This window comes from Enterobacter cloacae complex sp. 394F7 (assembly GCF_057320385.1).
On record NZ_JBXWCS010000003.1, the window covers coordinates 365573 to 389964 of the forward strand.

General features: G+C 53.7%; 21 protein-coding genes and 1 tRNA gene. 5 read left to right on the forward strand and 17 right to left on the reverse strand.

Annotation, left to right across the window (positions count from 1 at the left end):
• Nucleotides 1-1656: 1656 nt before the first annotated feature.
• The 4 genes from AC2FAK_RS06610 to proB form a co-directional block, all read right to left on the reverse strand.
• On the reverse strand, nt 1657-2442 hold the full coding sequence (locus tag AC2FAK_RS06610) for a hypothetical protein (RefSeq protein ID WP_023620944.1): 786 nt from the start codon (nt 2440-2442) through the stop codon (nt 1657-1659).
• 541 nt (nt 2443-2983) lie between these two features.
• Nucleotides 2984-3056: transfer RNA gene (locus AC2FAK_RS06615), tRNA-Thr, on the reverse strand.
• 111 nt (nt 3057-3167) lie between these two features.
• Nucleotides 3168-4421, reverse strand: a complete 1254-nt coding sequence (gene proA / locus AC2FAK_RS06620; RefSeq protein WP_095455691.1) for a glutamate-5-semialdehyde dehydrogenase — start codon at nt 4419-4421, stop codon at nt 3168-3170.
• A gap of 11 nt (nt 4422-4432) precedes the next feature.
• Entirely contained in the window at nt 4433-5536 is a 1104-nt protein-coding gene (gene proB / locus AC2FAK_RS06625; protein ID WP_058678566.1) for a glutamate 5-kinase, read from the reverse strand.
• A gap of 304 nt (nt 5537-5840) precedes the next feature.
• Between proB and phoE the strand changes: the two genes are divergently transcribed.
• Nucleotides 5841-6893 carry a phosphoporin PhoE gene (gene phoE, locus AC2FAK_RS06630; RefSeq protein ID WP_013095744.1) on the forward strand — a complete coding sequence of 351 codons (1053 nt, stop codon included), beginning with the start codon at nt 5841-5843 and terminating at the stop codon, nt 6891-6893.
• 101 nt (nt 6894-6994) lie between these two features.
• Here the strand turns inward: phoE and crl are convergent, their stop codons facing one another.
• The 3 genes from crl to gpt all read right to left on the reverse strand — a co-directional run bounded on the left by crl (nt 6995) and on the right by gpt (nt 9261).
• The gene (crl, locus tag AC2FAK_RS06635) at nt 6995-7396 is read right to left on the reverse strand and encodes a sigma factor-binding protein Crl (protein ID WP_023620943.1); all 402 of its coding nucleotides are present in this window, start codon (nt 7394-7396) and stop codon (nt 6995-6997) included.
• Between the two features lie 57 nt (nt 7397-7453).
• A complete protein-coding gene (frsA, locus tag AC2FAK_RS06640) occupies nt 7454-8698 on the reverse strand; it encodes an esterase FrsA (RefSeq protein WP_023620942.1) in 1245 nt (414 codons plus the stop codon).
• A gap of 104 nt (nt 8699-8802) precedes the next feature.
• On the reverse strand, nt 8803-9261 hold the full coding sequence (gpt, locus tag AC2FAK_RS06645; RefSeq protein WP_003863205.1) for a xanthine phosphoribosyltransferase: 459 nt from the start codon (nt 9259-9261) through the stop codon (nt 8803-8805).
• Nucleotides 9262-9521: 260 nt separating this feature from the next.
• Here gpt and pepD point away from each other — a divergent pair, with 260 nt between their 5' ends.
• On the forward strand, nt 9522-10979 hold the full coding sequence (gene pepD, locus AC2FAK_RS06650; protein ID WP_020686318.1) for a cytosol nonspecific dipeptidase: 1458 nt from the start codon (nt 9522-9524) through the stop codon (nt 10977-10979).
• Nucleotides 10980-11040: 61 nt separating this feature from the next.
• Here the strand turns inward: pepD and dinB are convergent, their stop codons facing one another.
• Entirely contained in the window at nt 11041-12099 is a 1059-nt protein-coding gene (dinB, locus tag AC2FAK_RS06655; RefSeq protein ID WP_095455692.1) for a DNA polymerase IV, read from the reverse strand.
• Nucleotides 12100-12256: 157 nt separating this feature from the next.
• Here dinB and AC2FAK_RS06660 point away from each other — a divergent pair, with 157 nt between their 5' ends.
• Nucleotides 12257-13120 (forward strand): glycerophosphodiester phosphodiesterase family protein, encoded by an 864-nt coding sequence (locus AC2FAK_RS06660; protein WP_095440353.1) that lies wholly within the window; start codon nt 12257-12259, stop codon nt 13118-13120.
• Between the two features lie 48 nt (nt 13121-13168).
• Here AC2FAK_RS06660 and nqrM read toward each other — a convergent pair whose 3' ends face one another.
• Genes nqrM through AC2FAK_RS06695 form a run of 7 tightly spaced genes read right to left on the reverse strand, consistent with a single transcriptional unit; the run spans nt 13169 to nt 19211 of the window.
• The gene (gene nqrM, locus AC2FAK_RS06665; RefSeq protein WP_020686315.1) at nt 13169-13375 is read right to left on the reverse strand and encodes a (Na+)-NQR maturation NqrM; all 207 of its coding nucleotides are present in this window, start codon (nt 13373-13375) and stop codon (nt 13169-13171) included.
• Nucleotides 13375-14598: an NADH:ubiquinone reductase (Na(+)-transporting) subunit F gene (gene nqrF, locus AC2FAK_RS06670; RefSeq protein ID WP_013095735.1), complete on the reverse strand. Its 1224-nt coding sequence runs from the start codon at nt 14596-14598 to the stop codon at nt 13375-13377. Before nqrF ends, nqrM begins: the two co-directional genes overlap by 1 nt.
• 10 nt (nt 14599-14608) lie before the next feature.
• On the reverse strand, nt 14609-15205 hold the full coding sequence (gene nqrE / locus AC2FAK_RS06675; protein ID WP_013095734.1) for an NADH:ubiquinone reductase (Na(+)-transporting) subunit E: 597 nt from the start codon (nt 15203-15205) through the stop codon (nt 14609-14611).
• A 6-nt stretch (nt 15206-15211) separates the two neighbouring features.
• Nucleotides 15212-15850, reverse strand: a complete 639-nt coding sequence (locus tag AC2FAK_RS06680; protein ID WP_013095733.1) for an NADH:ubiquinone reductase (Na(+)-transporting) subunit D — start codon at nt 15848-15850, stop codon at nt 15212-15214.
• Nucleotides 15843-16637, reverse strand: coding sequence for a Na(+)-translocating NADH-quinone reductase subunit C (locus AC2FAK_RS06685; RefSeq protein ID WP_013095732.1), 795 nt, complete (start codon nt 16635-16637; stop codon nt 15843-15845). The genes AC2FAK_RS06680 and AC2FAK_RS06685 overlap by 8 nt, the downstream gene beginning before the upstream one ends.
• Complete coding sequence (locus AC2FAK_RS06690) at nt 16630-17865, reverse strand: NADH:ubiquinone reductase (Na(+)-transporting) subunit B (RefSeq protein WP_013095731.1); 1236 nt, start codon at nt 17863-17865, stop codon at nt 16630-16632. Before AC2FAK_RS06690 ends, AC2FAK_RS06685 begins: the two co-directional genes overlap by 8 nt.
• A gap of 2 nt (nt 17866-17867) precedes the next feature.
• Nucleotides 17868-19211, reverse strand: a complete 1344-nt coding sequence (locus tag AC2FAK_RS06695) for a Na(+)-translocating NADH-quinone reductase subunit A (protein WP_095455693.1) — start codon at nt 19209-19211, stop codon at nt 17868-17870.
• Between the two features lie 298 nt (nt 19212-19509).
• On the opposite strand from AC2FAK_RS06695, the gene dpaA reads away from it, so the two are divergent.
• On the forward strand, nt 19510-20250 hold the full coding sequence (gene dpaA, locus AC2FAK_RS06700) for a peptidoglycan meso-diaminopimelic acid protein amidase (RefSeq protein ID WP_013095729.1): 741 nt from the start codon (nt 19510-19512) through the stop codon (nt 20248-20250).
• Here dpaA and AC2FAK_RS06705 read toward each other — a convergent pair.
• Entirely contained in the window at nt 20221-20988 is a 768-nt protein-coding gene (locus AC2FAK_RS06705) for a class II glutamine amidotransferase (protein WP_047023451.1), read from the reverse strand. The two genes, dpaA and AC2FAK_RS06705, sit on opposite strands and share 30 nt — an antisense overlap.
• Before the next feature lie 53 nt (nt 20989-21041).
• The gene (gene lpcA, locus AC2FAK_RS06710) at nt 21042-21620 is read right to left on the reverse strand and encodes a D-sedoheptulose 7-phosphate isomerase (protein ID WP_013095727.1); all 579 of its coding nucleotides are present in this window, start codon (nt 21618-21620) and stop codon (nt 21042-21044) included.
• 239 nt (nt 21621-21859) lie between these two features.
• Here lpcA and fadE point away from each other — a divergent pair, with 239 nt between their 5' ends.
• Nucleotides 21860-24304 (forward strand): acyl-CoA dehydrogenase FadE, encoded by a 2445-nt coding sequence (gene fadE, locus AC2FAK_RS06715; RefSeq protein WP_095455694.1) that lies wholly within the window; start codon nt 21860-21862, stop codon nt 24302-24304.
• Nucleotides 24305-24392 lie beyond the last annotated feature (88 nt).

Here is a 24392-nt window from a genome sequence, read left to right on the forward strand (position 1 = left end):
CCTTATTATTGTCCGGGTTGAACCAAGATGTTACGAAGCTGCAGGCCCACATAAGAGTTGTGCGAAACCAAAAATAATCGTCTTTCAAGGGCCTCAGTTAAATTCAATCTAAGTCATGTAATTGAGCGATATTAGCCGTACACGTATCAAGTTAGTTGAGGAAATAAAACTGGTCGTAGTGAAAGTGTTCTCCGCAGTATGGCGGGCCAAACCGAGTTATTGCGCTGGCATACTCAGAGCTCTGAAACCTGTAATTATGTGGTCGCTAGGTAAACTAATCCAATAACATTGAATAAGATAACTATTCTAAATCTTTCCAACTGTCTGTCTCGAGTTGATGAAATCGCTTCTGATTGCCCTGCTTGGCCTCAACGTTCCAAAAAGCATTACCTGACTATTTCAGACAAGTAGATTTTTGTACCATTATGTTAAATAGAACAGAAAACGAACAGTAAAATGCTCTGTTGTGGCAAATTTTCAATGTTGTGATGGCCTTTGGGTTTAAGTGGTGAAGTGCATTGCGGGGAGTGTCGGCTGTAGGATATTTGGTGAACATTCTGGTTTTTTACGGAGGGTCTGGGCTGGCGGTCTAGCAGATCACCAACAGTTCCGTGCCTGATTATTTTAAGCACCAGAGACGAATACTCAATCGCGTGTTTTTCTCATAGTTACCAGTAACATGAATCTATATACTCAAAATCATGTTGAAGAAATCAGCACTCGATCAAATTTTGAATTTTTTTTCTTAATTATTGACATGTCTTCCAGGCCTTACGGTACGAGGACTTAGCCTTTTTTACCCTTTCACAGCCTTAACTTAACGTCAAAATCAACCCTTGTGCACAAAAGAATCATCACTAGAATATCGACTATGTGGGGCCGCTATTGATTGACCACCCCCACATGTAGTGCCGCGCCTGAATTTTAGGCGTAAAAAAACCGGATTCATTTGCATGAACCCGGCTTACAAAGCATGACCAATACGAGTCGCCAAACTCGTATGAATCTTAGCCTTGCCTTCATTTTTCACGGCTTGATTGTGCCAGGCAAAGAGGATCATGTAAACCATAAAATGACGCTCATAAGGAGCAATACATGACTATTTGTAAACAATCACACCGTTACAACACTCTTTTCATTAGCTTACCTCACGATCAAGGTGGTGAGGGTCGCCATAAATGTTGCGGCTGCGCTTACGATCAGGGTTACCGCGCTGGCTTGGCTCGCACGGGGCAGGTTTGGGTAGACTTAGCCTCCTTACCTGATAGCCAGGCGGGAACCGTTCGCCACAAAAGTCCTCAGGCAGCGTTTGCTGATGGTTATCGTGATGGTGTGCGTGAATCCTACCGTCACGCTGGTTAATGTTGAATGAAGGGGCTTGATGCCCCTTCCTTTTCAAGGGATTAAAATGGATAAACGGTCCCACGTTTTCACAAGTTCAACTTTTTCGGGTTTAGAGCAGCCACAATGCCCGTAACTGTCGGGGCCGTGCGCTGTGAGGGGCAGGAACACCAATAGAGACGATCAGTAAGATCTCTGCACCATAGCAGCCCAGCAGTCACTATGACGTACCTTGATATTACTCAGGATGAGGTAAATCAGACCTACTACAAACTGAACATCTAATAACAACTGTTATTGATAAATGTAGCTCTGTCATGAGTTAATTTCATAAAGAAAGTCTAGTTCAGACGCCTCAATTTCATCCTGCATGAGAAGTTCTCTGAGGTCATTGTTTATTGGCGCTACGGGAGAGCTACCATAACTACCGATATAAACGTCCTCGTTTTCTTCAGCTTCCCTCATTGGCTCCCATAGCTGGAACCCATCAAACTTAAAGGAAATGAGTTCCCTGAGAATGGCAGTTTTGTGGGTAATGGGTAAAAATCGGCTAAGTGAAATAACCCATCTGCTTGGTAGTTTTTCCTTCATCCCGAAATAGGATGTGATTGGTATTTTGGCAGCCTTGAGTGCTGCTTTAATTTCTTTAAAATTAGGATGATAGCGATTTAGACTAACAGGCCATTCAGTCCAATCAAGCTCACCTTCTGCAAAAACGTTATCTTGTTCTATTTTTTGTGCAGATAGCTGCGAAACAAGCCTCTCAACCCTTTCTATTCTTGCATCCTGCTCAGTATTTTTATCCAGTTTAATAGGAGTTGAAGTTTTCTTACTTAAATATTCAGAATAGTAAGTATCTTCTTGCAACTCAGCCCTAAAACGCGTTTGAAGTAAAAATAATGCAAAAAGAAAAAGCGGAACATTGATTACTGCCGCAACCACTAAAAATCCCTTTTCCCAACTCTGATCTGTCATCTGGGAGGCTGCGATCAAAAAACTGCTGTTAGTCACCACTAAACCCACCATCCATGCAGCAAGAAGTTGTATGGGTTTCGTAACCTTATGAGGCTCAATCCTTTGTTCGTTAATTTTCTCAAGCACTCTGGCATTCTCACTCAATGGGACTTTCTATTATCCTTGAGTGTACAGTGATTGGACTGTTAACGACAATAGAAGCCATAAAGCCCCGTTAGTGGTAAGGAGACAAGCGGAGCCGTTTGGCGACTACATCAGTGTTCAGAAGGATCACACCTTATCAGGGTGCTCGTGTACCTTTCGGAGCGTGAGCGAAGCGCTGGCAGAGCCTGCATGTCGTGTGCAGGTACGTTTACCACTATTCACCTGTTTACGTGGCTCATACGGCCACACATCGGGCTTAAATGCGTCTGATCAATCTGTTTCGGGAGGATTTAGAGACGTTGGCAGCGTCATCAGCTTCGAGTTGATAGCGGTTCGTGTGGACTGTTCACGCTTTGTACCTGTTCGAGCTTTACAACTACAGGCCGCTACGTGCTAACATCCCTGAATAGCCACTGTTAACCATAGCGGCAACTGTTGGTCATAGAATCCCTTAAAAAAAGACTGTACCTTGAGAGCGATAATCGCCTTTAGTCATTGTTTTTAAAGGATTTTGTTGTGTGAGTGCCGATAATAGGAGTCGAACCTACGACCTTCGCATTACGAATGCGCTGCTCTACCAACTGAGCTATATCGGCCCTGAGAGGCCGGTTACGAGCGTAACCACGGGGCAAAAGGTTAGATCTATCCGGGTGATGCGTCAATGCCCTTTTGAATCAAACGGCTATTTTTGCATCACCCGTGATTATTTACGCACGAATCGTATCGTCGCCGATGCCGATCCACTTGTAGGTGGTCAACGCTTCCAGGCCCATCGGACCACGCGCGTGCAGTTTCTGCGTGCTGACGGCCACTTCCGCGCCCAGACCAAACTGTCCACCGTCGGTGAAACGGGTTGATGCGTTCACGTACACGGCAGAAGAATCTACCTCGTTCACAAAGCGGTCGGCATTGCGCAGCGTGCGCGTCAGGATGGCGTCAGAGTGCTGAGTACCATGCTCACGGATGTGCGCGATAGCGTCGTCGAGATCGGCCACGATCTTCACATTCAGATCCAAAGACAGGAACTCGTCGTCATACTGCTCCGCGTTTACCGGCACCACCGTCGCCGGGCCGTCTTTCAGCAGCGCCAGCGCCTTCTCGTCCGCGTGCAACGTGACGCCACTCTCGGCCATCTGCTTGCTCAGGGCTGGCAGGAAGGTGTTTGCGATACTCTGATGCACCAGCAGCGTTTCAACGGTATTACAGGTGCTTGGACGCTGGGTTTTGGCATTCACAATAATCTTCAGCGCCGGTACAATTTCGGCGCTCTCGTCCACCACGATATGGCACACGCCGATACCGCCGGTGATCACCGGGATCGTCGACTGCTCGCGGCACAGTTTGTGCAGGCCCGCGCCACCGCGTGGGATCAGCATGTCGATGTATTTGTCCATGCGCAGCATCTCGTTCACCAGCGCACGGTCCGGGCTTTCGATGGCCTGCACGGCACCTGCCGGTAAGCCACACTCCTGCAGCGCCTGCTGGATGACCTTCACCGTCGCGGCGTTGGTGCGCCAGGTCTCTTTCCCGCCGCGCAGAATGGCGGCGTTACCGGTCTTCAGGCACAGGGAAGCGACATCCACCGTCACGTTCGGGCGGGCTTCATAAATCACGCCGATAACGCCGAGCGGCACGCGGCGGCGCTCCAGACGTAAACCGCTGTCGAGCAGTCCACCGTCGATCACCTGCCCGACCGGGTCGGCCAGGTTACAAACCTGACGGACATCGTCGGCGATGCCTTTCAGGCGTGCCGGGGTCAACGCCAGACGGTCGAGCATCGCTTCGCTCAGGCCATTACGACGCGCTTCCAGCAGATCCTGTTCATTGGCGAGGAGGATTTCCTGCGACTGCGATTCCAGATAATCAGCGATTTTTTCCAGCACGCGGTTTTTCTCGCGGCTGGAAAGGAGCGCCAGTTTGTAAGAGGCGGCCTTGGCGGCGGCACCCATTTGTTCCAGCATTTTCTGGCTCCTTAACGAATAATCATGTCGTCACGATGCACGGCAACCGGGCCATACTCGTAACCCAGAATGGCGTCGATCTGCTGCGAGTGGTGACCCGCAATACGGCGCAGAGCATCGCTGTTATAGCGGCTGACGCCGTGAGCGATGTCGCGACCTTCCAGGTTACGGATACGGATCACTTCACCACGGGAGAAATTGCCTGTCACGTTTTTAATTCCTTTAGGAAGCAATGAACTCCCTCTTTCCAGAATCGCCGCTGTCGCCCCTTCATCCACGGTCAGTTCACCTGCCGGCGGCGCGCCGAAAATCCAGCGTTTGCGGTTTTCCAGCGGGGATTCCTGGGCGTGGAAGCGCGTGCCGACGGAAATGCCTTCCATCACGTCGCCAATGACGCCAGGACGGCTGCCCGCCGCAATGATGGTGTCGATCCCGGCGCGGCAGGCCACATCCGCCGCCTGCAGTTTAGTGCCCATGCCACCCGTTCCCAGGCCAGAGACGCTGTCGCCGGCGATGGCGCGCAGCGCATCGTCAATGCCGTGGACATCGGTAATCAATTTAGCTTCCGGGTTGGAGCGCGGGTCTGCGGTAAACAGCCCCTGCTGGTCTGTCAGGAGCAAGAGCTTGTCGGCACCGGCCAGGATCGCCGCCAGCGCAGAGAGGTTATCGTTGTCACCCACTTTGATTTCAGCGGTAGCCACGGCGTCGTTTTCGTTAATCACCGGGACGATATTGTTGTCCAGCAGCGCGCGCAGCGTATCGCGGGCGTTCAGGAAGCGTTCTCTGTCTTCCATATCCGCGCGCGTCAGCAGCATCTGCCCGACGTGAATGCCATAAATTGAGAACAACTGTTCCCAGAGTTGAATGAGTCGGCTTTGTCCCACGGCGGCCAGCAGCTGTTTAGAGGCGATCGTCGCGGGGAGTTCGGGGTAACCCAGATGTTCACGCCCGGCGGCAATCGCCCCGGAGGTCACGATAACAATACGATGCCCTGCGGCATGCAGCTGAGCGCACTGACGTACAAGCTCAACAATGTGGGCGCGATTTAGGCGGCGCGATCCGCCTGTTAAAACACTGGTGCCGAGTTTTACCACCAGCGTCTGGCTGTCACTCATGATTCTCTGCCGTTCAACGATAAGGGAAAGTGATGTCGAACGAACGTTTTAACAGGTGTCAGGCCCGTTGCCAACTGCCACAGCACATCGCGAAACACTTTGTTGCGCGGGATCAGGAAGCGTAGCGGCGGATTTTGACAATTTTATTACCGAAATAATAAATCACAGTTTTTTAAAATTAATCTTAATTTGTCATAAAAGTTTCATTCCGTAACGTTAAAACCCTTTCTGTTTTTTCACGGGACTTAAGCATGAGCTTATCGTCCAGCGAATTTTTAAGCGCGTTTATAAGACAGGATCGAAAATGAAAAAGAGCACTCTGGCATTAATGGTTATGGGCGTTGTGGCTTCCGCATCTGTTCACGCTGCCGAAGTTTATAATAAAAACGGCAACAAACTGGACGTGTACGGCAAAGTTAAAGCAATGCACTACATCAGTGATGACGATTCAAAAGATGGTGACCAGACATACGTGCGTTTCGGTTTTAAAGGTGAAACTCAGATCAACGATCAGCTGACGGGCTATGGCCGTTGGGAAGCGGAATTTGCGGGCAACAAAGCAGAGAGCGATTCCACTCAGAAAACGCGTCTGGCGTTCGCCGGTCTGAAGCTGAAAGACTTTGGTTCTCTGGATTACGGTCGTAACCTGGGCGCGTTGTATGACGTGGAAGCGTGGACCGATATGTTCCCTGAGTTTGGCGGCGACTCTTCCGCGCAGACCGATAACTTCATGACCAAGCGTGCAAGCGGTCTTGCCACTTACCGTAACACCGACTTCTTTGGCGCGGTTGATGGGCTGGATATGACCCTGCAATACCAGGGTAAAAACGAAAACCGCGACGTCAAAAAACAGAACGGTGACGGTTTTGGTACGTCTCTGACCTATGACTTTGGCGGCAGCGATTTCGCGGTAAGCGGCGCGTACACCAACTCTGACCGTACCAACGCGCAGAACCTGCTGACCCGCGGCGAAGGCAAAAAAGCCGAAGCCTGGGCAACCGGTCTGAAATATGATGCGAACGATATCTACCTGGCGGCGATGTACTCCGAAACCCGCAATATGACCCCAATTTCTGGCGGCTTTGCCAATAAAGCGCAGAACTTTGAAGTGGTCGCACAATATCAGTTCGATTTCGGTCTGCGTCCATCCCTGGGTTATGTCCAGTCTAAAGGCAAGGATATCGAAGGTATTGGCGATGAAGATCTGGTGAAATATATCGACGTCGGCGCGACCTATTATTTCAACAAAAATATGTCCGCGTTTGTTGATTATAAAATCAACCAGATTGATGACGATAACAAACTGGGCGTGAGCAGCGATGATATCGTTGCCCTGGGTATGACCTACCAGTTCTGAGTCGGCAGTAATAAAAAAACCGGCATTAAGCCGGTTTTTTTGTGCCCGGTGGCGCTGCGCTTACCGGGCCTACGGGATCATCACCCGGCATTATTTCATCTTTACGCCGTCAATTTCGCCTTTTCACTGGAAAAATCATCGGCAGGCTCAAGCTTCAGGTCCAGCGTGGCCAGTAAATCGCGCGCCTTGTCGTGGAACTCTTTCAGGGTATATTCCAGGCGGTCAATCACTTCCTGATCTTTGATGGTAGTGGCCTGCCAGTTGCCGTCTTTATTAAACAGGCCAAACTGGTAGCTATAGGTAAAACGTTTCTCTTCTGCTTCCATTTCCATCCACCAGCCCCAGAATTCACGTTTTTCGGGTGCAGGCTTCACGTTGACGCATACAGCCAGGCAGTCGAAAAAAAAGCGATTCTCTTCACACTGCTCTTCTCGAATATACGGGCCAAGAGCCATGAACTTCTTAATCAATCTACTTTTCGGGTGTCCACTCGGTAACGTCATTACGATCTCCTTTTGTGAAGCCACTGTTTTACCAAACCATCAAAATTTAGCAATCTCTTAACACAATCTCTGGGCGATCCAACGCGTAATCTCTTTTAATGCTTTGTCAAAATTCTGATACACCGGGCTGAAGGGAACTTCCAGCAATTTGCCATCCGCAGATGACGATGTGATTAAGCGTGACTCCTCTTCCGGGCTAAACGGATCGTTTTTCCAGAAGCCGGACAGCATCGGCGTTGGACACCGGCGTCCCAGCAGGCCCTGCGTTTTTAACGAATAGCGATTGAGTTCCACGCGCAGCGCTTCGTCTGAAGCATCATGCATGCCAAGGCGGCTGGCCAGTACGTCGAGGTACATTTCCGGCACGCTGCCCTGACGGGCAGGATCGCTGAGCAGAGCGTGAACCACCGGCCCAAGACAGGCTACGGCCTTCAGGCGTGACGCCTCAAGATAGGCCAGACGCACGGCCACGTTCGCCCCAAAGCGGAAACCAAACGCCGCGACGCGGGTGTGGTCGACCCAGGGAATGTTTTCCAGCGCTTTCAACGCATGCTGGTGCAGAAGACTGGAATCCTGCGTCAGTTTCCATTTAGAGGAAAAACCGATAGAGGGCATATCAAGCGTCAGCATCGCGATCCCTTTTGGGGCGAAGTAACGCTCATACAGGCTGTAATAGTCGATTTGCAGCGAATCCAGCCCACCGCACATCAGCACGGTCGGGAACGGGCCGTCGCCTTCAGGCATATGCAGGAACCCGGTCACGGGCGCGCCGCCGGGGATGGTGAACTCAAGCTCGCGCATCCGGCCCGGCAAGCGTTGGGCAGCCTCTTCATAGGCACGGTTTGCCAGCGCCTGCGCCTGCTCCGCCAGCTCATCCCCTTTTAAGTGCGGATAGGCGGCAATGGCGTAAAGGTTGGCTGCGTGCAGCCAGTGCTTGCCGCTGAGGGTGGCGTCCTCTTCCTGGCTGGCTTTTTGCTGCCAGAGCATCGCCTGTTTCGACCATTCGTAGATCCAGTTGCCGCCGCGGTAACCCACCACCGTATCGTAGAGTTCGCTGTCGGTACGTTCGGCTTCACTCATGACGATACGCGCCTGCACGTCGAGGATTTCCCGCGGATCGATACCGCGCCAGATCCACATCAGGCGGTTAATCATGCGATACCAGTGAGGCACGTTTTTACCGTCTAACGCAGACTGGACGGCAGGCTGGTTCCCCGGATTGAAGCGACGCACCAGCGTCGAAGTTTCAGGGTGCTTGAAACGGGGTTTGAAGAGTGTCTCGGTGAGATTCGCCTGCGTCATTGCGTTGCCTCCATGGATACGTCATATAGTGTCCATTGTAACGCGTGGCAGGATAAAAAGAACAACGCCCGGCATAGCCGGGCGTGTAAAGTTACGTACGGAAATTAACGGCCGGAAATAGGCGGTACGAAGACCACGCCCATGTCCCATGGCTGTTCAATCCAGGTATCCTGTGGGATATCAATCACGTAATCATCCACCAGTGGGCGGCCCGCTGGTTTCGCGAAGATGGTGACGAAGTGCGCTTTTGGGTACATTTCGCGGATAGCCACCGCGGTACCGCCGGTATCCACCAGGTCATCAATAACGATGAAACCTTCACCGTCGCCTTCCGCGCGTTTCAGCACTTTCAGCTCACGCTGGTTGTCGTGGTCATAGCTGGAAATGCAGACGGTATCGACATGACGAATACCCAGCTCACGGGCCAGCAGCGCCCCCGGTACCAGACCGCCACGGCTAACGGCAATAATGCCTTTCCACTGTTCAGAAGGCATCAGACGCGCGGCCAGTTTGCGTGCGTGGATCTGCAACATGTCCCAGGTGACGACGTATTTTTCGCTCATGTGAAGTGTCCCAGCCTGTTTTTATACGGCTTAAAAAGTGTTCGAGGGGGAAATAGGTTGCGCGAGATTATAGAGATCTGACGCACTAAAAACCAGTGTTTAGCGCCCTCTGCCTGAGTTTTTACATGCTTTATGCTACCAGCCATCGGAGAAAGTGGTATTCTCAGTTGCATCTCGCAAGCCTGACTTGTGGTAACTATTAACCTGCTAACCCTGTGACCTGCAACTCGCTTTGCAGGGCATCGACAAGGAGACTTATCGTGTCTGAACTGTCTCAATTATCTCCCCAGCCGCTGTGGGATATTTTTGCCAAAATCTGCTCCATTCCACACCCGTCTTACCATGAAGAACAGCTTGCCGAACATATTATGGGTTGGGCGAAGGAAAAAGGTCTGCACGCTGAACGCGACCAGGTTGGCAACATTCTGATCCGCAAACCGGCGACCGCAGGCATGGAAAACCGTAAACCGGTTGTGCTGCAGGCGCACCTGGACATGGTGCCACAGAAAAACAACGACACCGTTCACGACTTCACGAAAGACCCGATCCAGCCGTACATCGACGGCGACTGGGTGAAAGCGCGCGGCACCACGTTGGGTGCAGATAACGGTATCGGTATGGCCTCTGCGCTGGCGGTACTGGCGGACGACAGCGTTCAGCACGGTCCACTGGAAGTGCTGCTGACCATGACCGAAGAAGCGGGCATGGACGGTGCGTTCGGTCTGCAGGCGAACTGGCTGCAGGCGGATATTCTGATCAACACCGACTCCGAAGAAGAAGGCGAGATCTACATGGGCTGCGCGGGCGGGATTGATTTTATCTCTACCCTGCCGCTCTCACGTGAAGCGGTGCCTGCTGGCTTCCAGACCTTCAAGCTGACGCTGAAAGGGCTGAAAGGCGGCCACTCCGGCGGTGATATTCACTTAGGCCTGGGCAACGCCAACAAACTGCTGGCACGCTTCCTGGCGGGCCACGCGGCTGAGCTGGACCTGCGTCTGGTCGATTTCAACGGCGGTACGCTGCGCAACGCAATTCCGCGTGAAGCGTTCGCGACGGTAGCCGTTCCAGCCGCCAAAGCGGACGAGCTGAAAAAGCTCTCCAGCGTCTATCTGGATATCCTGAAAAACGAACTGTCCGCGAAAGAGAAGAACCTGACCGTAGTGCTGGAGTCCGTGTCCACGGATAAAGCCGCGCTGACCACCCAGTCTCGTGACACCTTTATTCAGCTGTTAAACGCGACGCCAAACGGCGTGATCCGCAACTCAGACGTCGCGAAAGGCGTGGTTGAAACCTCTCTGAACGTGGGTGTGGTCACCATGGGCGACGACAGCGCAGAGATCATCTGCCTGATCCGATCGCTTATCGACACCGGTAAAGAGTACGTAGTGAGCATGCTGGAATCTCTGGGCACGCTGGCCGGTGCGAAAACCTCTGCCAAAGGCAGCTACCCAGGCTGGCAGCCGGACGCAAGCTCTCCGGTGATGGCACTGGTGCGTGAAACATACCAGCGTCTGTTCAACAGCACCCCGAACATTCAGGTGATCCACGCGGGTCTGGAATGTGGTCTGTTCAAGAAGCCGTACCCGAACATGGATATGGTCTCCATTGGGCCAACCATTACCGGGCCGCACTCGCCGGATGAGCAGGTTCACATTGAAAGCGTGGGCCATTACTGGACCCTGCTGACTGAACTGCTGAAAGCGATTCCTGCTAAGTAATACCCTCACCCCAGCCCTCTCCCAAAGGGAGAGGGTGAACAACGTCGCGCCACCGGCCTTTTTACAATCCCAATACCAGCTGACGTTCCAGCTGCGGATCCAGCAAGGTAACGTGTAACCCCACCAGCCTGACCCCTCGCCCGCCCCGACGTTCATCCCAGGCCCTTTTCGCCGTCGCGATGAGATCCTCTTTATTCAGGCGCGGCCAGACATGCTCCTGAGTCGTCTGCTGAAAATCATTGAACTTAAGCTTCACGCCCTGACGGGCAATCAGCAGGTCCGGTTTGACCTTGATTAAGCGCCGTTCCAGCTCAGGATAGAGCTGCTCCGTAATGATGGTTTCGCATTCAGACCAGTCATGAATATCTTCAATCAGTGTGCGTTCAACCCCGACCGACTTTCGCAGCCGCTCGCTGCTGACACTGCGCTCGTCTATCCCCTGACTGCGCTCCCACAGCACGCGGCCAAATTTTCCGAAGCGTTTAAGCAGCATGGCTAAATCGCTGCGCTGTACATCTTCGCAGGTTCGCAACCCCATGCTTTCCAGCTTTGCCGCAGAGACTTTGCCTACGCCCGGGATTTTGCCGAGCGGCAGCGTTTTTAAAAACGCCGGGACCTCTTCCGGGGTAACAACGTACTGGCCGTCGGGCTTGTTGAGATCGGACGCTATTTTGGCGAGGAACTTCACCGGTGCGACCCCTGCCGACGCGGTCAGATTCAGTTCCTGGAAGATAGTCCGGCGGATCTCCTGCGCCATCAGCGTCGCGGAGCCGTGACAGTGCACGCTGTCGGTGACATCAAGATAAGCTTCGTCCAGCGACAGAGGTTCAATCAGTGAGGTGTAGCGAGAGAAGATTTCGCGGATATGCAGGGACGCTTCTTTGTACGCCTCAAACCGACCGGGTAAAAGCGTGAGATGAGGACAGAGCTTAAGGGCCATGGCGGTAGGCATGGCGCTGCGCACGCCAAATTTGCGCGCAGGATAGTTGGCGGTGCTGATTACACCGCGCTGGACACGGCTACCGCCAATGGCAATAGGAATATCCCGCAGCGCCGGGTTGTCACGCATCTCCACTGCGGCAAAAAAACAGTCCATATCGACATGGATTATTTTGCGCATTACGACCACCACACATGTATTTATATACAGTATATCAAAGTCTAAAAAATGCGACAGCAGATTTACCTTCTCTTATTTGTCATAAAAATATGATACAAAAAATAACACGTAACTTGTTGTATATATTAATTTTTTATGTGAATAAGGATATAAATTCATGAGAAAAATACTCGCGCTCTCTCTGCTGCTCGTGACGGGAACGAGCTACGCTGGCCCACAGATCGTTGCCCACCGGGGCGGAACAGCCGATGCGCCAGAAAACACAGTACAAGCGATCAAACTGGCCTTAGAGAATCAGGCTCAGGCAGTCTGGATAACCGTGCAGCTAAGTAAAGACGGCGTTCCGGTCCTGTATCGTCCTTCTGATTTAAAAGCGCTGACGAACAAAACAGGCAAAATCTCGGACTACACGCTTGCGGAGTTATCGGCAGTTGACGCTGGCTGGAGCTGGGGCGGAGAAACCCATCCGTGGCGTGGCAAAGGGGTGACGATCCCCACCCTGAAAAGCGTACTGGAAACCTGGCCACAAACCCGGTTTTATATTGATATCAAATCACCTGACGCCGATCCGGCCACGATGGGAAAAGCGCTTCTTGCGGTGCTTAATGAGACCCAGAGTCTGGGGCGGGTCAGGGTTTATTCTACTGAGGACCGTTATCTTGCCTCGCTTCCGGCAGCAATCCCACGCTTTGTTACCCGCAGTGAAACGCGCTCCAGGCTGGTAACGGTATCGCTGAGCCACCAGTGCCTGCCACCAGAGCAGACGATGCAGGAGTACTGGTACGCGCTAGAGCTGAACAGAACCGTTGACGTGGTTGAGAAATTTACCCTTGGTGAAGGGGTGTCCCGCTCAACCCTCACATGGGATAAAGAATCCATGGACTGTTTCCGCTCGCAGGGCAACAGTCACGTTATCTTGCTGGGCGTGAACACCGCCGAAGATTATAAAAAGGCAGAGGCGCTGCAGGCGGATGCGGTGATGGTCGACTCGCCCGCCGCCGCAAAAGCGTGGGCTAAATAAGCCAGCAGGCCGCAATAATGCGGCCTGCTGTTATCGTTACGTCGCGATTTACAAAATTCGGCGCTGCTGCTCCCGCGCCATCCTTTTTTTACGGGCATCGCACGGTTCCGGGCAGTCGCAGACTTTTTCCATGCCAATGGACGAGATCCCACCGCAGCTGCCCTGAATGCTTTTGCGCTTGATGATCCAGCCTAACGACATGCCGAATATGACCAGTACAAAGACCGCGAAGGTTGCCAGAAACGTCAGCATCATCAGCCTCCAAAATCATCCAGCAGGATGTTCTCATCTTCCACGCCCAGATCTTTAAGCATCTTGATCACTGCGGCGTTCATCACTGGCGGACCACACATATAAAACTCGCAGTCTTCCGGCGCAGGATGCTGTTTGAGGTAGTTTTCATACAGCACGTTGTGGATGAAGCCCGTATGGCCGGTCCAGTTATCTTCCGGCTGCGGATCGGAGAGCGCCACATGGAAGGTGAAGTTAGGGTTTTCACGCGCCAGCTGTTCGAACTCATCATCATAGAACATCTCACGCAGCGAACGCGCCCCGTACCAGAAGCTGATTTTACGCTGACTGCCAAGCCGCTTGAGCTGGTCGAAGATGTGCGAACGCATCGGCGCCATACCTGCACCACCGCCGATAAATACCATTTCGGCATCTGTTTCTTTCGCAAAGAACTCGCCAAACGGGCCGGAGATGGTCACCTTGTCGCCCGGTTTTAATGACCAGATATACGATGACATGATGCCCGGCGGCGCATGCGGTACCGCTGGCGGCGGCGTGGCGATACGCACGTTAAGCATGATGATACCCTTCTCTTCCGGGTAGTTCGCCATGGAGTAAGCACGAAGCGCGGGCTCTTTAACCTCAGAGACAAAGCGGAAGAGGTTGAATTTATCCCAGTCGGCACGGTATTCGTCAGGCACATCGAAGTCAGCGTAGGCTACGGTGTGCTCCGGACATTCAATCTGGATATAGCCCCCCGCCCGGAACGGAACGCTCTCTCCTTCAGGCACCCGCAGTTTAAGCTCTTTGATAAACGTGGCTTTGTTATCGTTGGAGATAACTTCGCATTCCCATTTTTTGACGCCGAAAATCTCCTCAGGCAGTTCAATTTTCATGTTCTGGCGCACCGCGACCTGGCAGGCCAGACGGCAGCCCTCTTTCGCCTCACGCTTGGTGATGTGCGACAGCTCAGTGGGCAGAATATCGCCACCGCCCTCTTTCACCTTTACGCGGCACTGCCCGCAGGAGCCACCGCCGCCGCAGGCCGAAGAGACGAAGATGCCGTTGCCGGCAAGCGTATTCAGCAGTTTATCGCCGGCTGGCGTGCGGATCTGGTTTTGCGGTTCATCGTTGATATCGATAATGACATCGCCGGAATTCACCAGCTTCGCGCGCGCCACCAGAATCAACCCCGACAGCACCAGTACAATCAGCGTGAACATCGCCACGCCAAGCATAATTTCCATCAGTTAGCCCTTATAGCTGCACACCGGAGAAGGACATAAAGCCCAGCGCCATGAGACCGGTGGTGATAAAGGTGATCCCTAAGCCACGCAGGCCTGCAGGCACGTTGGCATATTTCATTTTTTCGCGGATCCCCGCCATGGTGACGATAGCCAGCATCCAGCCGATCCCGGAGCCGAAACCATACACAATTGATTCGCTGAAGTTGTAATCACGCTGAACCATAAACGAGACGCCACCGAAGATGGCGCAGTTCACCGCAATCAACGGCAGGAAGATCCCCAGTGCGTTGTAGAGTGACGGGAAATACTTATCAAGGATCATCTCAAGGATTTGCACCAGCGCCGCAATCACACCGATAAAGGTAATGAAGTTCAGGAAGCTGAGATCCACCCCCTCCACCAGCGCGCTGTCGCGCAGGACAAAGTTGTACACCAGGTTGTTGATCGGCACCGACAGGCCAAGCACCACGGTAACCGCTATGCCCAGGCCAAATGCTGTCGATACCTTTTTGGACACGGCAAGGAACGTACACATGCCGAGGAAGAACGCGAGCGCCATGTTTTCAACAAACACCGCGCGCACAAATAAACTCAGGTAATGAGCCATTGTCGGTTACTCCTTTTCCTGCTGTTCTGGCTTCAGGGTACGAATTAGCCAGATCAGCAAACCGATAATGAAAAATGCGCTTGGAGCCAGCAGGAACAGGCCGTTTGGCAGATACCAGCCGCCGTTCTGTACCGTGTCCAGCACCGTGATGCCAAACAGCTTACCGCTGCCAATCAACTCACGCAGGAACCCTACGGACAGCAGGATCACGCCGTAGCCGAGGCCGTTGCCGATGCCGTCCATAAAGCTCGCCAGCGGGGGCATTTTCATGGCATAGCCTTCTGCACGTCCCATCACGATACAGTTGGTGATAATCAGGCCCACAAATACCGAAAGCTGTTTCGATATTTCATAGGCAAAGGCTCGCAGCAGCTGATCGACCACGATCACCAGCGAGGCGATGATCGCCATCTGCACGATGATCCTCACGCTGTTGGGGATATGGTGGCGGATCATCGAGATAAACATGCTGGAAAACGCGGTTACCAGCGTTACTGCCAGCGTCATCACCACCGCCGTTTCCAGCTTGGTGGTCACCGCCAGGGCTGAACACACACCCAGCACCTGCAGCGTTATCGGGTTATTGGCTAAAAGTGGGCCAATCAGCACCTTTTTAACTTCTTTCAGTTCACCCGTATCAGCCATGGTTCAGCGCTCCTTCACGTACATTTTTCAGGAAAGGACCAAAACCGAGTTCGCCCATCCAGAAATCAAAACTGTGCTGCACCCCTTTGGAGGTGAGCGTGGCCCCGGATAGGCCGTCAACAGCATAGACATCGTCAGGACGCGCAGACCCTTTCATCACCTTCAGCGCAGGCGCTCCGCTGTCGTCGAGCACTTTCTTCCCGACAAACTGCGCGCGCCAGTTAGGGTTCTCCACTTCACCACCGAGCCCCGGCGTTTCACCCTGGTCATAGTAGGTGATGCCTTTCACGGTGCGGCCATCCGTATCAAGCGCCACGAAGGCGTACATCATTGACCACAGGCCGTTGCCGTAGATGGGCAGCACCACTTCCTGCACCTGTTTTTGCTCATCACGTACGAGGTAGATTTCAGCCAGATTGCTGCGACGCTTAATACCCGCCGGATCCTGAGATGCGTCCAGCGTCATGCTCATCTGCGGGTCTTTTAATGCCAGCGCCTGGTTATATTTCGCCGGATCTTTATCCAGCAGTTGACCCGTTTTTAAATCCACCAGACGCGCGGTGATGCGCTCAGCAAAGACGGCCGACACATCGTCTGCACTCATCCCTTCCTGCATCAGCCCGGCGACGGCCAGGATGTTGCGCTGTTTATCCAGCGCGCGCTGCTCCTGCTGTCGCGGCTTTAACCCCACGGCAGAACCAGCCACCACAATGGAACAGACCAGACACAGCACCAGCACCACCAGCAGCGTTTTGCCGATGCTGTCGTTATTTTTGATTTCAGCCACGTGCCTTCCTCCGCTTAATGTTGGCGCGCACGACCAGATAATCGAACAGTGGTGCAAACAGGTTGGCAAACAGAATGGCCAACATCATCCCTTCCGGATAGGCCGGGTTGACCACACGAATCAGGACACACATCACCCCGATGAGCACGCCATAGCTCCATTTCCCTCTGTCAGTAAAGGAAGCAGAGACCGGATCGGTGGCCATGAACATCATGCCGAAGGCGAAACCGCCCAGCACCAGATGCCAGTACCAGGGCATGGAGAACATCGGGTTGGTGGCGGAACCGATAAGGTTGAACAGTGTGGCAGTCAGCACCATGCCGATCATGACACCGGCGACAATCCGCCAGGAGGCCACGCGACCAAACAGGATGATCGCCCCGCCAATCAAAATCATCAGCGTGGAGACCTCCCCAATGGAGCCCGGGATGTTGCCCATAAACGCATCAAACCAGGTGACGGGTTGGCCTGTCGCATTGTTCACCAGCGTTTCACCGCCGTGCGCCGCCCATTGCGAAAGCGGTGTCGCCCCAGAGAAGCCGTCCGCCGCGGTCCAGACCAGATCGCCGGAGATTTGCGCCGGATAGGCAAAGAACAGGAACGCACGCCCTGCCAGCGCAGGGTTGAGGAAGTTACGCCCGGTTCCCCCGAAGATCTCTTTCGCGATGACCACACCAAAGCTGATCCCCAGCGCGGCCTGCCAAAGCGGTAACGTTGGCGGGACAATCAGGGCAAACAGAATGGAAGTAACAAAGAAGCCTTCGTTGATCTCATGTTTACGAATAATGGCAAACAGCACTTCCCAGAACCCACCCACGATAAATACCGTGATGTAGATCGGCAGGAAGAACACCGCCCCCAGCGTCATCATGCTGATCCAGCCCGCGTCTGGGGCAAAACTCACGCCAAGCGACTGTGCCAGACGGTAATGCCAGTCAGACTGGATCACCTGCGCCAGTTGCTGAGCATCGTACAAATGATGCAGCGCCGGAATGGTCTGCAGCCCCACGTTGTACATGCCCCAGAACATTGCCGGGAAGACGGCAAACCAGACCAGAATCATCATTCGCTTCAGGTCGATGGCGTCACGAACGTGCGCCGCGCCTTTCGTCACCAGACCTGGCGTGTAGAAAATGGTCGTCGTCGCTTCATACAGCGGGTAGTACTTCTTCAGTTTACCCTCGGTAAAATGCGGCTCTATTTTTTCAAAGAGGTGTTTTAAGCCCATGGTTATCCTTCCTGCTCAATGCGGGTTAACACCTCGCGCAATACCGGTCCATATTCGTATTTTCCCGGACAGACATAGGTACAGAGCGCCAGATCTTCTTCGTCCAGCTCCAGGCAACCCAGCGCCTGGGCGCTGTCGGTGTCCCTGGCAAGCAGATCGCGCAGCAGCACGGTGGGCAGAATATCAAGCGGCATAACACGCTCGTAGTTGCCAATCGGCACCATGGCGCGTTCACCGCCGTTTGTGCTGGTGGAGAAGTTGAACAGTTTATGACGCAGGAAGTGGCCGAGCGTGGTACGGGTGACGGAATACTTTTCTGCACCTGGCAGCACCCAGCCGAAGAGCTCTTTCTCACGCCCTTCCAGCACAATGCTCACCTGCAGATGGAAGCGCCCCAGATAGGCCTGCGGCCCAACGGCATGACGGCCGCTGAGTACCGAACCGGAAATCAGACGGTTTTCACCCGCTTTGGTTTCGTCGTCCAGCAGTTCATTGATATCCGCACCCAACAGCGTTGTCACCAGGCGCGGGTTAGCCGCCTGCGGCCCGCCAATCGCGATCACTCGCTCTGTGCAGAGCTTACCGGTGGTAAAGAGTTTGCCGATGGCAATCACGTCCTGATAGTTAAGGTGCCAGACCTGTTTTGTCAGGCTGACCGGCTCAAGGAAGTGAATATGCGTTCCCGCCAACCCCGCCGGATGCGGGCCTGCAAATTCATTGAACGTCACCTGTCCCTGCGGATGGCCGCCAAGTTTACCGGCACTGGCCTGGCACACGTGGACTTTCCCGGACGTCAGCCGCGTGAGAACGGTCAGCCCGGCATCAAAAGCCTGGCGTTGTGCCAGAATAACCGGCTGCGGGTCTGCACTGAGTGGGTTGGTGTCAATTGCCGTAACGAAGATAGCGGCCGGAACCGTGCCAGGCACAGGCGTTTTGCTGAAAGGGCGTGTGCGAAATGCGGTCCACAAACCGGCGTCCAGCAGTTGCGCCTGAACGGTTTCACGGCTCAACGCCGCGAGGTCTGCGGCCTCATAATGGGCAAACTCACGCTGTTCATCCCCTTCAATGCGGATAACCACCGACTGCAACACGCGACGTTCGCCACGGTTGATCGCCACAACGGTGCCGCTGGCAGGGGCGGTAAACATCACGCCGGGATTTTTTTTATCTTCGAAGAGCGCCTGCCCTTTAATGACGCGATCGTCCTGCTGGACCAGCATTGAGGGGCGCATCCCCACGTAATCGTCGCCCAGAATGGCAACATGGCGAACGCTTGCGCCTGCCGAAACGTGCTGTTCGGGCACGCCTGCGATGGGCAGGTCAAGTCCTTTTCTTATTTTAAACATGTGGTTAGCAAGTTTCCGTGAACAACTATTCTGAGGGCGTGAAGTGTACCATTTCCGGCGTTTTCCGGGCAGATAAAACTCAGCTGCAGGTGTCAAATTGCGAACTGATACGCAAAGTTCCTGGAGCCAGCGCGATTTTGATGGGTTATAAAGTAAAACTAATTTGTAAACTAACAGCTCCGCTCTTGCGAAAATCTATAGCGGTGCTAATGTGAGCGCTCCTAACAGATTAATCTGATTTCGGGTCTCTTTTGCCGTTCTGGCAAGTTGGTCTTAGTTTTATCAAGGAACTTGTAGTATGCGTAAAATCGCATTGTTCATTGCGATGCTCCTGATTCCGTGCGTGTCGTTTGCCGGGCTGCTCAGCAGCAACAGTTCAACCACGCCTGTGAGCAAAGAATATAAACAGCAGCTAATGGGATCCCCCGTTTATATTCAAATCTTCAAGGAAGAACGCACACTCGACCTGTTTGTGAAAATGGGTGAGACATATCAGCTGCTCGACAGCTACAAGATTTGTAACTACTCCGGTGGTCTGGGGCCAAAACAGCGTCAGGGCGATTTCAAAAGCCCGGAAGGGTTTTACAACGTTCAGCGTAACCAGCTAAAACCGGATAGCCGTTTCTATAAAGCGATTAATATCGGCTTCCCGAATGCCTTTGACCGTGCGCACGGTTACGAAGGTAAATATCTGATGATCCACGGTGCCTGTGTGTCCATCGGCTGTTACGCGATGACCGATTCCGGCATTGATGAGATTTTCCAGTTTGTCACGGGCGCACTGGTCTTTGGTCAGCCAAACGTTCAGGTCAGCATCTATCCGTTCCGCATGACCGATGCCAACATGGCGCGTCACAAGTACTCTTACTACGCGGATTTCTGGAAACAGCTAAAACCGGGCTATGACTATTTCGAGCAGACGCACAAGCCGCCTGTCGTCTCGGTTGTGGATGGCCGTTATGTGGTCAGCAAACCGCTGAGCCACGAAGTTGTCCACCCACAGCTGGCATCAAATTACACGGTTCCCGAGACAAAATAACACCCACTCGCCTGGCATAATCTTCTGCCAGGTCTCGTTGCCGGTCAGCGGCTGCGTGGCGATAACAGTGACCACATCATTTGGTGTGGTCTCTTTCTGAAAATCAATTTCCACATCCTGATCGAGCAGTTTTGCCACGCCAAACGGTGCACGGCGGGTGATCCAGAACAGGTTCGTCGAGCAGAACGCCATCACATAGCGCCCGTCAGACAACAGCATGTTAAACACGCCCTTCTCGCGCAGTTCAGACGCCAGCGACGCAATATATTTAAATACCGCCGCCATGTTGCCAGGGGTGCGCGGATAACGCTCTGTTAGCTTATGCAGCAGCCAGCAAAAGGCTTTTTCGCTGTCGGTTTCGCCAACCGGGCGAAAATTACCGGTCTCCAGCGACTTATAGCCCGTAAGTTGCCCGTTATGCGCGTAGGTCCAGTTACGGCCCCACAGCTCACGGGTAAACGGATGGGTGTTTTCGAGCGCCACTTCGCCACGGTTTGCCTGACGAATATGGGCGATTACCGAACAGGATTTAATGGGATAATCCTGCACCAGTTTGGCAATCGGTGAGTTAAAGCTGGGTTGTGGATCCTTGAACGTGCGACACCCTTTGCCTTCGTAGAAGGTGATACCCCAGCCGTCTTTATGCGGCCCGGTTCCCCCACCGCGCTGTACCAGCCCGGTGAAACTAAAGCAGATATCGGTTGGCACATTGGCGCTCATCCCGAGCAGTTCGCACATAGATTACCTCCACTCCACAACTGCGGGGGGCACCGGAGCCCCCCAGCGAAGTCTTACTTAACCATCTCTTTTTCGATCAGCTGGATCAGGATGTGGATCACTTTGATGTGAATTTCCTGAATGCGGTCAGCATAACCGAAGTGCGGAACACGGATTTCAACGTCCGCGGTACCGTCCATCTTACCGCCATCTTTGCCCGTCAGGGTGATGACTTTCATCCCTTTTTCACGCGCCGCCGCAATCGCTTTGATCACGTTACCAGAGTTGCCCGAAGTGGAGATACCCAGCAGCACGTCACCTTCACGACCAACCGCTTCAACGTAGCGGGAGAAGATGTAGTCGTAACCGAAATCGTTGCCCACGCAGGAGATATGGCTCACGTCGGAAATCGCAATCGCCGGGTAGCCCGGACGGTTTTCACGATAACGCCCGGTCAGCTCTTCTGCGAAGTGCATAGCGTCGCAGTGGGACCCCCCGTTACCGCAGGAGAGCACTTTGCCACCGGCTTTGAAACTGTCGGCCAGCAGGACCGCCGCGCGCTGAATAGCGTGAATATTGGCATCATCTTTCAGAAAGTTAGCCAGCGTTTCCGCCGCTTCGTTCAGTTCGTTACGAATAAGATCCTGGTACATGAGGATAATCCTTCAGTATTGATGAGATAACACAGTGGAGTGTACCGGATAGCAATAAAAGCGAGAAGCTAAAGGGATGCGAATCGTCTGACGTTTTGTGTTTTCGTGCCGGCAAACAAACGAACAATGTGAACCAGGTTGTAATTATTTTGTAAACACATTGCTAAAGGAAATAACATCAACTACAACCATATCATCACAAGTGGTCAGACCTCCTACAAGCAAGGGAGCTTTTCTTTATGATGATTTTGAGCATTCTCGCAACCGTTGTCCTGCTCGGTGTGCTGTTCTATCACCGTGTAAGTTTATTCCTGAGCAGCCTGATTCTTCTGGCCTGGACGGCTGCGCTTGGCGTCGCAGGTCTCTGGAATATCTGGCTTTTAGTGCCGCTGGCCATCATCCTTCTGCCGTTTAACTTTGCCCCGATGCGTAAGTCGATGATCTCCGCGCCGGTATTCAAAGGTTTCCGCAAAGTGATGCCACCGATGTCGCGCACCGAGAAAGAAGCGATTGACGCCGGTACCACCTGGTGGGAAGGCGATCTGTTCCAGGGCAACCCGGACTGGAAAAAACTGCATAACTACCCGCAGCCGCGGCTGACGGCGGAAGAACAAGCCTTTATTGACGGCCCGGTAGAAGAAGCCTGCCGTATGGCCAATGACTTTGCCATCACCCATGAAATGGCCGACCTGCCGCCGGAGCTGTGGGCATACCTGAAAGAGCATCGCTTCTTCGCGATGATCATCAAAAAAGAGTACGGCGGTCTGGAATTCTCCGCGTACGCTCAGGCTCGCGTGCTGCAAAAACTGGCTGGCGTCTCCGGGATCCTGGCGATCACCGTGGGCGTACCTAACTCCTTAGGCCCGGGCGAACTGCTGCAGCATTACGGTACAAAAGAGCAGAAAGATCACTATCTGCCGCGTCTGGCACGCGGTCAGGAAATTCCATGCTTCGCACTGACCAGCCCGGAAGCGGGTTCCGATGCAGGCGCCATCCCGGATACCGGCGTGGTCTGCATGGGCGAATGGCAGGGCGAACAGGTGCTGGGTATGCGCCTGACCTGGAACAAACGCTACATTACGCTCGCGCCTGTCGCTACCGTGCTGGGCCTGGCGTTTAAACTCTCCGACCCGGAAAAACTGCTGGGTGGTGAAGAAGATCTGGGCATTACCTGTGCGCTGATCCCCACCTCTACCCCGGGCGTTGAAATTGGTCGTCGCCACTTCCCGCTGAACGTGCCGTTCCAGAACGGTCCGACCCGCGGTCAGGATATCTTTGTCCCGATTGATTACATCATCGGTGGGCCGAAAATGGCCGGTCAGGGCTGGCGTATGCTGGTGGAATGTCTGTCCGTTGGTCGCGGCATTACTCTGCCGTCGAACTCAACCGGCGGGCTGAAATCGGTGGCGATGGGGATTGGTGCCTACGCGCACATCCGTCGTCAGTTCAAAATCTCCATCGGCAAGATGGAAGGGATCGAAGAGCCGCTGGCGCGTATCGCAGGCAACGCCTACGTGATGGATGCCGCCGCGTCGTTAATTACCTACGGCATTATGCTGGGTGAAAAACCGGCCGTACTGTCCGCGATTGTGAAGTACCACTGCACCCACCGCGCACAGCAGTCGATCATTGATGCAATGGATATCGCAGGTGGTAAAGGCATTATGCTCGGCGAAGGCAACTTCCTGGCGCGTGGCTATCAGGGCGCACCGATCGCCATCACCGTAGAAGGGGCAAACATCCTGACCCGCAGCATGATGATCTTCGGCCAGGGGGCGATTCGCTGCCATCCGTACGTGCTGGAGGAGATGGCCGCCGCGCAGAACAACGACGTGGATGCCTTCGACAAGCTGCTGTTCAAACATATCGGTCATGTAGGCAGCAATAAAGTGCGCAGCTTCTGGCTGGGTCTGACCCGCGGGCTGACCAGCGCCACGCCAACCCATGATGCAACAAAACGTTATTACCAGCATCTGAACCGGCTGAGCGCCAACCTGGCGCTGCTGTCCGACGTCTCCATGGCAGTGCTGGGCGGTAGCCTGAAGCGTCGCGAGCGCATCTCTGCCCGTCTGGGTGATGTGCTGAGCCAGCTCTACCTGGCTTCTGCGGTACTGAAACGCTACGACGACGAAGGCCGTCAGGAAGCGGATCTGCCGCTGGTGCACTGGGGGGTGCAGGATGCGCTGTATCAGGCCGAGCAGGCGATTGACGATCTGCTGGTGAACTTCCCGAACCGTCTGGTGGCAGGTGCCCTGCGCGTGGCGATCTTCCCGACCGGTCGTCATCATCTGGCGCCGTCTGACAAGCTGGATCATAAAGTGGCGAAGATCCTGCAGGTACCGAGCGCAACCCGCTCACGTATCGGTCGAGGTCAGTATCTGACGCCAACGCCACATAACCCGGTGGGTCTGCTGGAAGAGGCGCTGCTGGACGTGATGGCCGCCGACCCGATTCACCAGAAGATCTGTAAACAGCTGGGCAAAAACCTGCCGTTTACCCGCCTGGATGAACTGGCGAAACAGGCTCTGGCGGGGGGAATTATCGACAACAGTGAAGCCGCTATTCTGGTGAAAGCCGAAGAGAGCCGTCTGCGCAGCATTAACGTCGATGATTTCGAACCGGACGAGCTGGCGACACAGCCGGTAAAGCTGCCGGAGAAACACCGCAAACCTGAAGCCGCTTAACGCGTTTCGTCCTGAAAAACCCCGCCACGAGCGGGGTTTTTTATTGCCATCTTTTCTCTTTATGTCGTGCTACAGTGTCAAAAAGGGT

What these genes read in the sequence shown, in the direction of transcription:
- proA (WP_095455691.1), bottom strand. Translation starts at nt 4,421, where the DNA reads ATGCTGGAACAAATGGGTGCCGCCGCCAAGGCCGCCTCTTACAAACTG.
- proB (WP_058678566.1), bottom strand. Translation starts at nt 5,536, where the DNA reads ATGAGTGACAGCCAGACGCTGGTGGTAAAACTCGGCACCAGTGTTTTA.
- phoE (WP_013095744.1), top strand. Translation starts at nt 5,841, where the DNA reads ATGAAAAAGAGCACTCTGGCATTAATGGTTATGGGCGTTGTGGCTTCC.
- crl (WP_023620943.1), bottom strand. Translation starts at nt 7,396, where the DNA reads ATGACGTTACCGAGTGGACACCCGAAAAGTAGATTGATTAAGAAGTTC.
- frsA (WP_023620942.1), bottom strand. Translation starts at nt 8,698, where the DNA reads ATGACGCAGGCGAATCTCACCGAGACACTCTTCAAACCCCGTTTCAAG.
- gpt (WP_003863205.1), bottom strand. Translation starts at nt 9,261, where the DNA reads ATGAGCGAAAAATACGTCGTCACCTGGGACATGTTGCAGATCCACGCA.
- dinB (WP_095455692.1), bottom strand. Translation starts at nt 12,099, where the DNA reads ATGCGCAAAATAATCCATGTCGATATGGACTGTTTTTTTGCCGCAGTG.
- AC2FAK_RS06660 (WP_095440353.1), top strand. Translation starts at nt 12,257, where the DNA reads ATGAGAAAAATACTCGCGCTCTCTCTGCTGCTCGTGACGGGAACGAGC.
- nqrM (WP_020686315.1), bottom strand. Translation starts at nt 13,375, where the DNA reads ATGATGCTGACGTTTCTGGCAACCTTCGCGGTCTTTGTACTGGTCATA.
- nqrF (WP_013095735.1), bottom strand. Translation starts at nt 14,598, where the DNA reads ATGGAAATTATGCTTGGCGTGGCGATGTTCACGCTGATTGTACTGGTG.
- nqrE (WP_013095734.1), bottom strand. Translation starts at nt 15,205, where the DNA reads ATGGCTCATTACCTGAGTTTATTTGTGCGCGCGGTGTTTGTTGAAAAC.
- AC2FAK_RS06680 (WP_013095733.1), bottom strand. Translation starts at nt 15,850, where the DNA reads ATGGCTGATACGGGTGAACTGAAAGAAGTTAAAAAGGTGCTGATTGGC.
- AC2FAK_RS06690 (WP_013095731.1), bottom strand. Translation starts at nt 17,865, where the DNA reads ATGGGCTTAAAACACCTCTTTGAAAAAATAGAGCCGCATTTTACCGAG.
- AC2FAK_RS06695 (WP_095455693.1), bottom strand. Translation starts at nt 19,211, where the DNA reads ATGTTTAAAATAAGAAAAGGACTTGACCTGCCCATCGCAGGCGTGCCC.
- dpaA (WP_013095729.1), top strand. Translation starts at nt 19,510, where the DNA reads ATGCGTAAAATCGCATTGTTCATTGCGATGCTCCTGATTCCGTGCGTG.
- AC2FAK_RS06705 (WP_047023451.1), bottom strand. Translation starts at nt 20,988, where the DNA reads ATGTGCGAACTGCTCGGGATGAGCGCCAATGTGCCAACCGATATCTGC.
- lpcA (WP_013095727.1), bottom strand. Translation starts at nt 21,620, where the DNA reads ATGTACCAGGATCTTATTCGTAACGAACTGAACGAAGCGGCGGAAACG.
- fadE (WP_095455694.1), top strand. Translation starts at nt 21,860, where the DNA reads ATGATGATTTTGAGCATTCTCGCAACCGTTGTCCTGCTCGGTGTGCTG.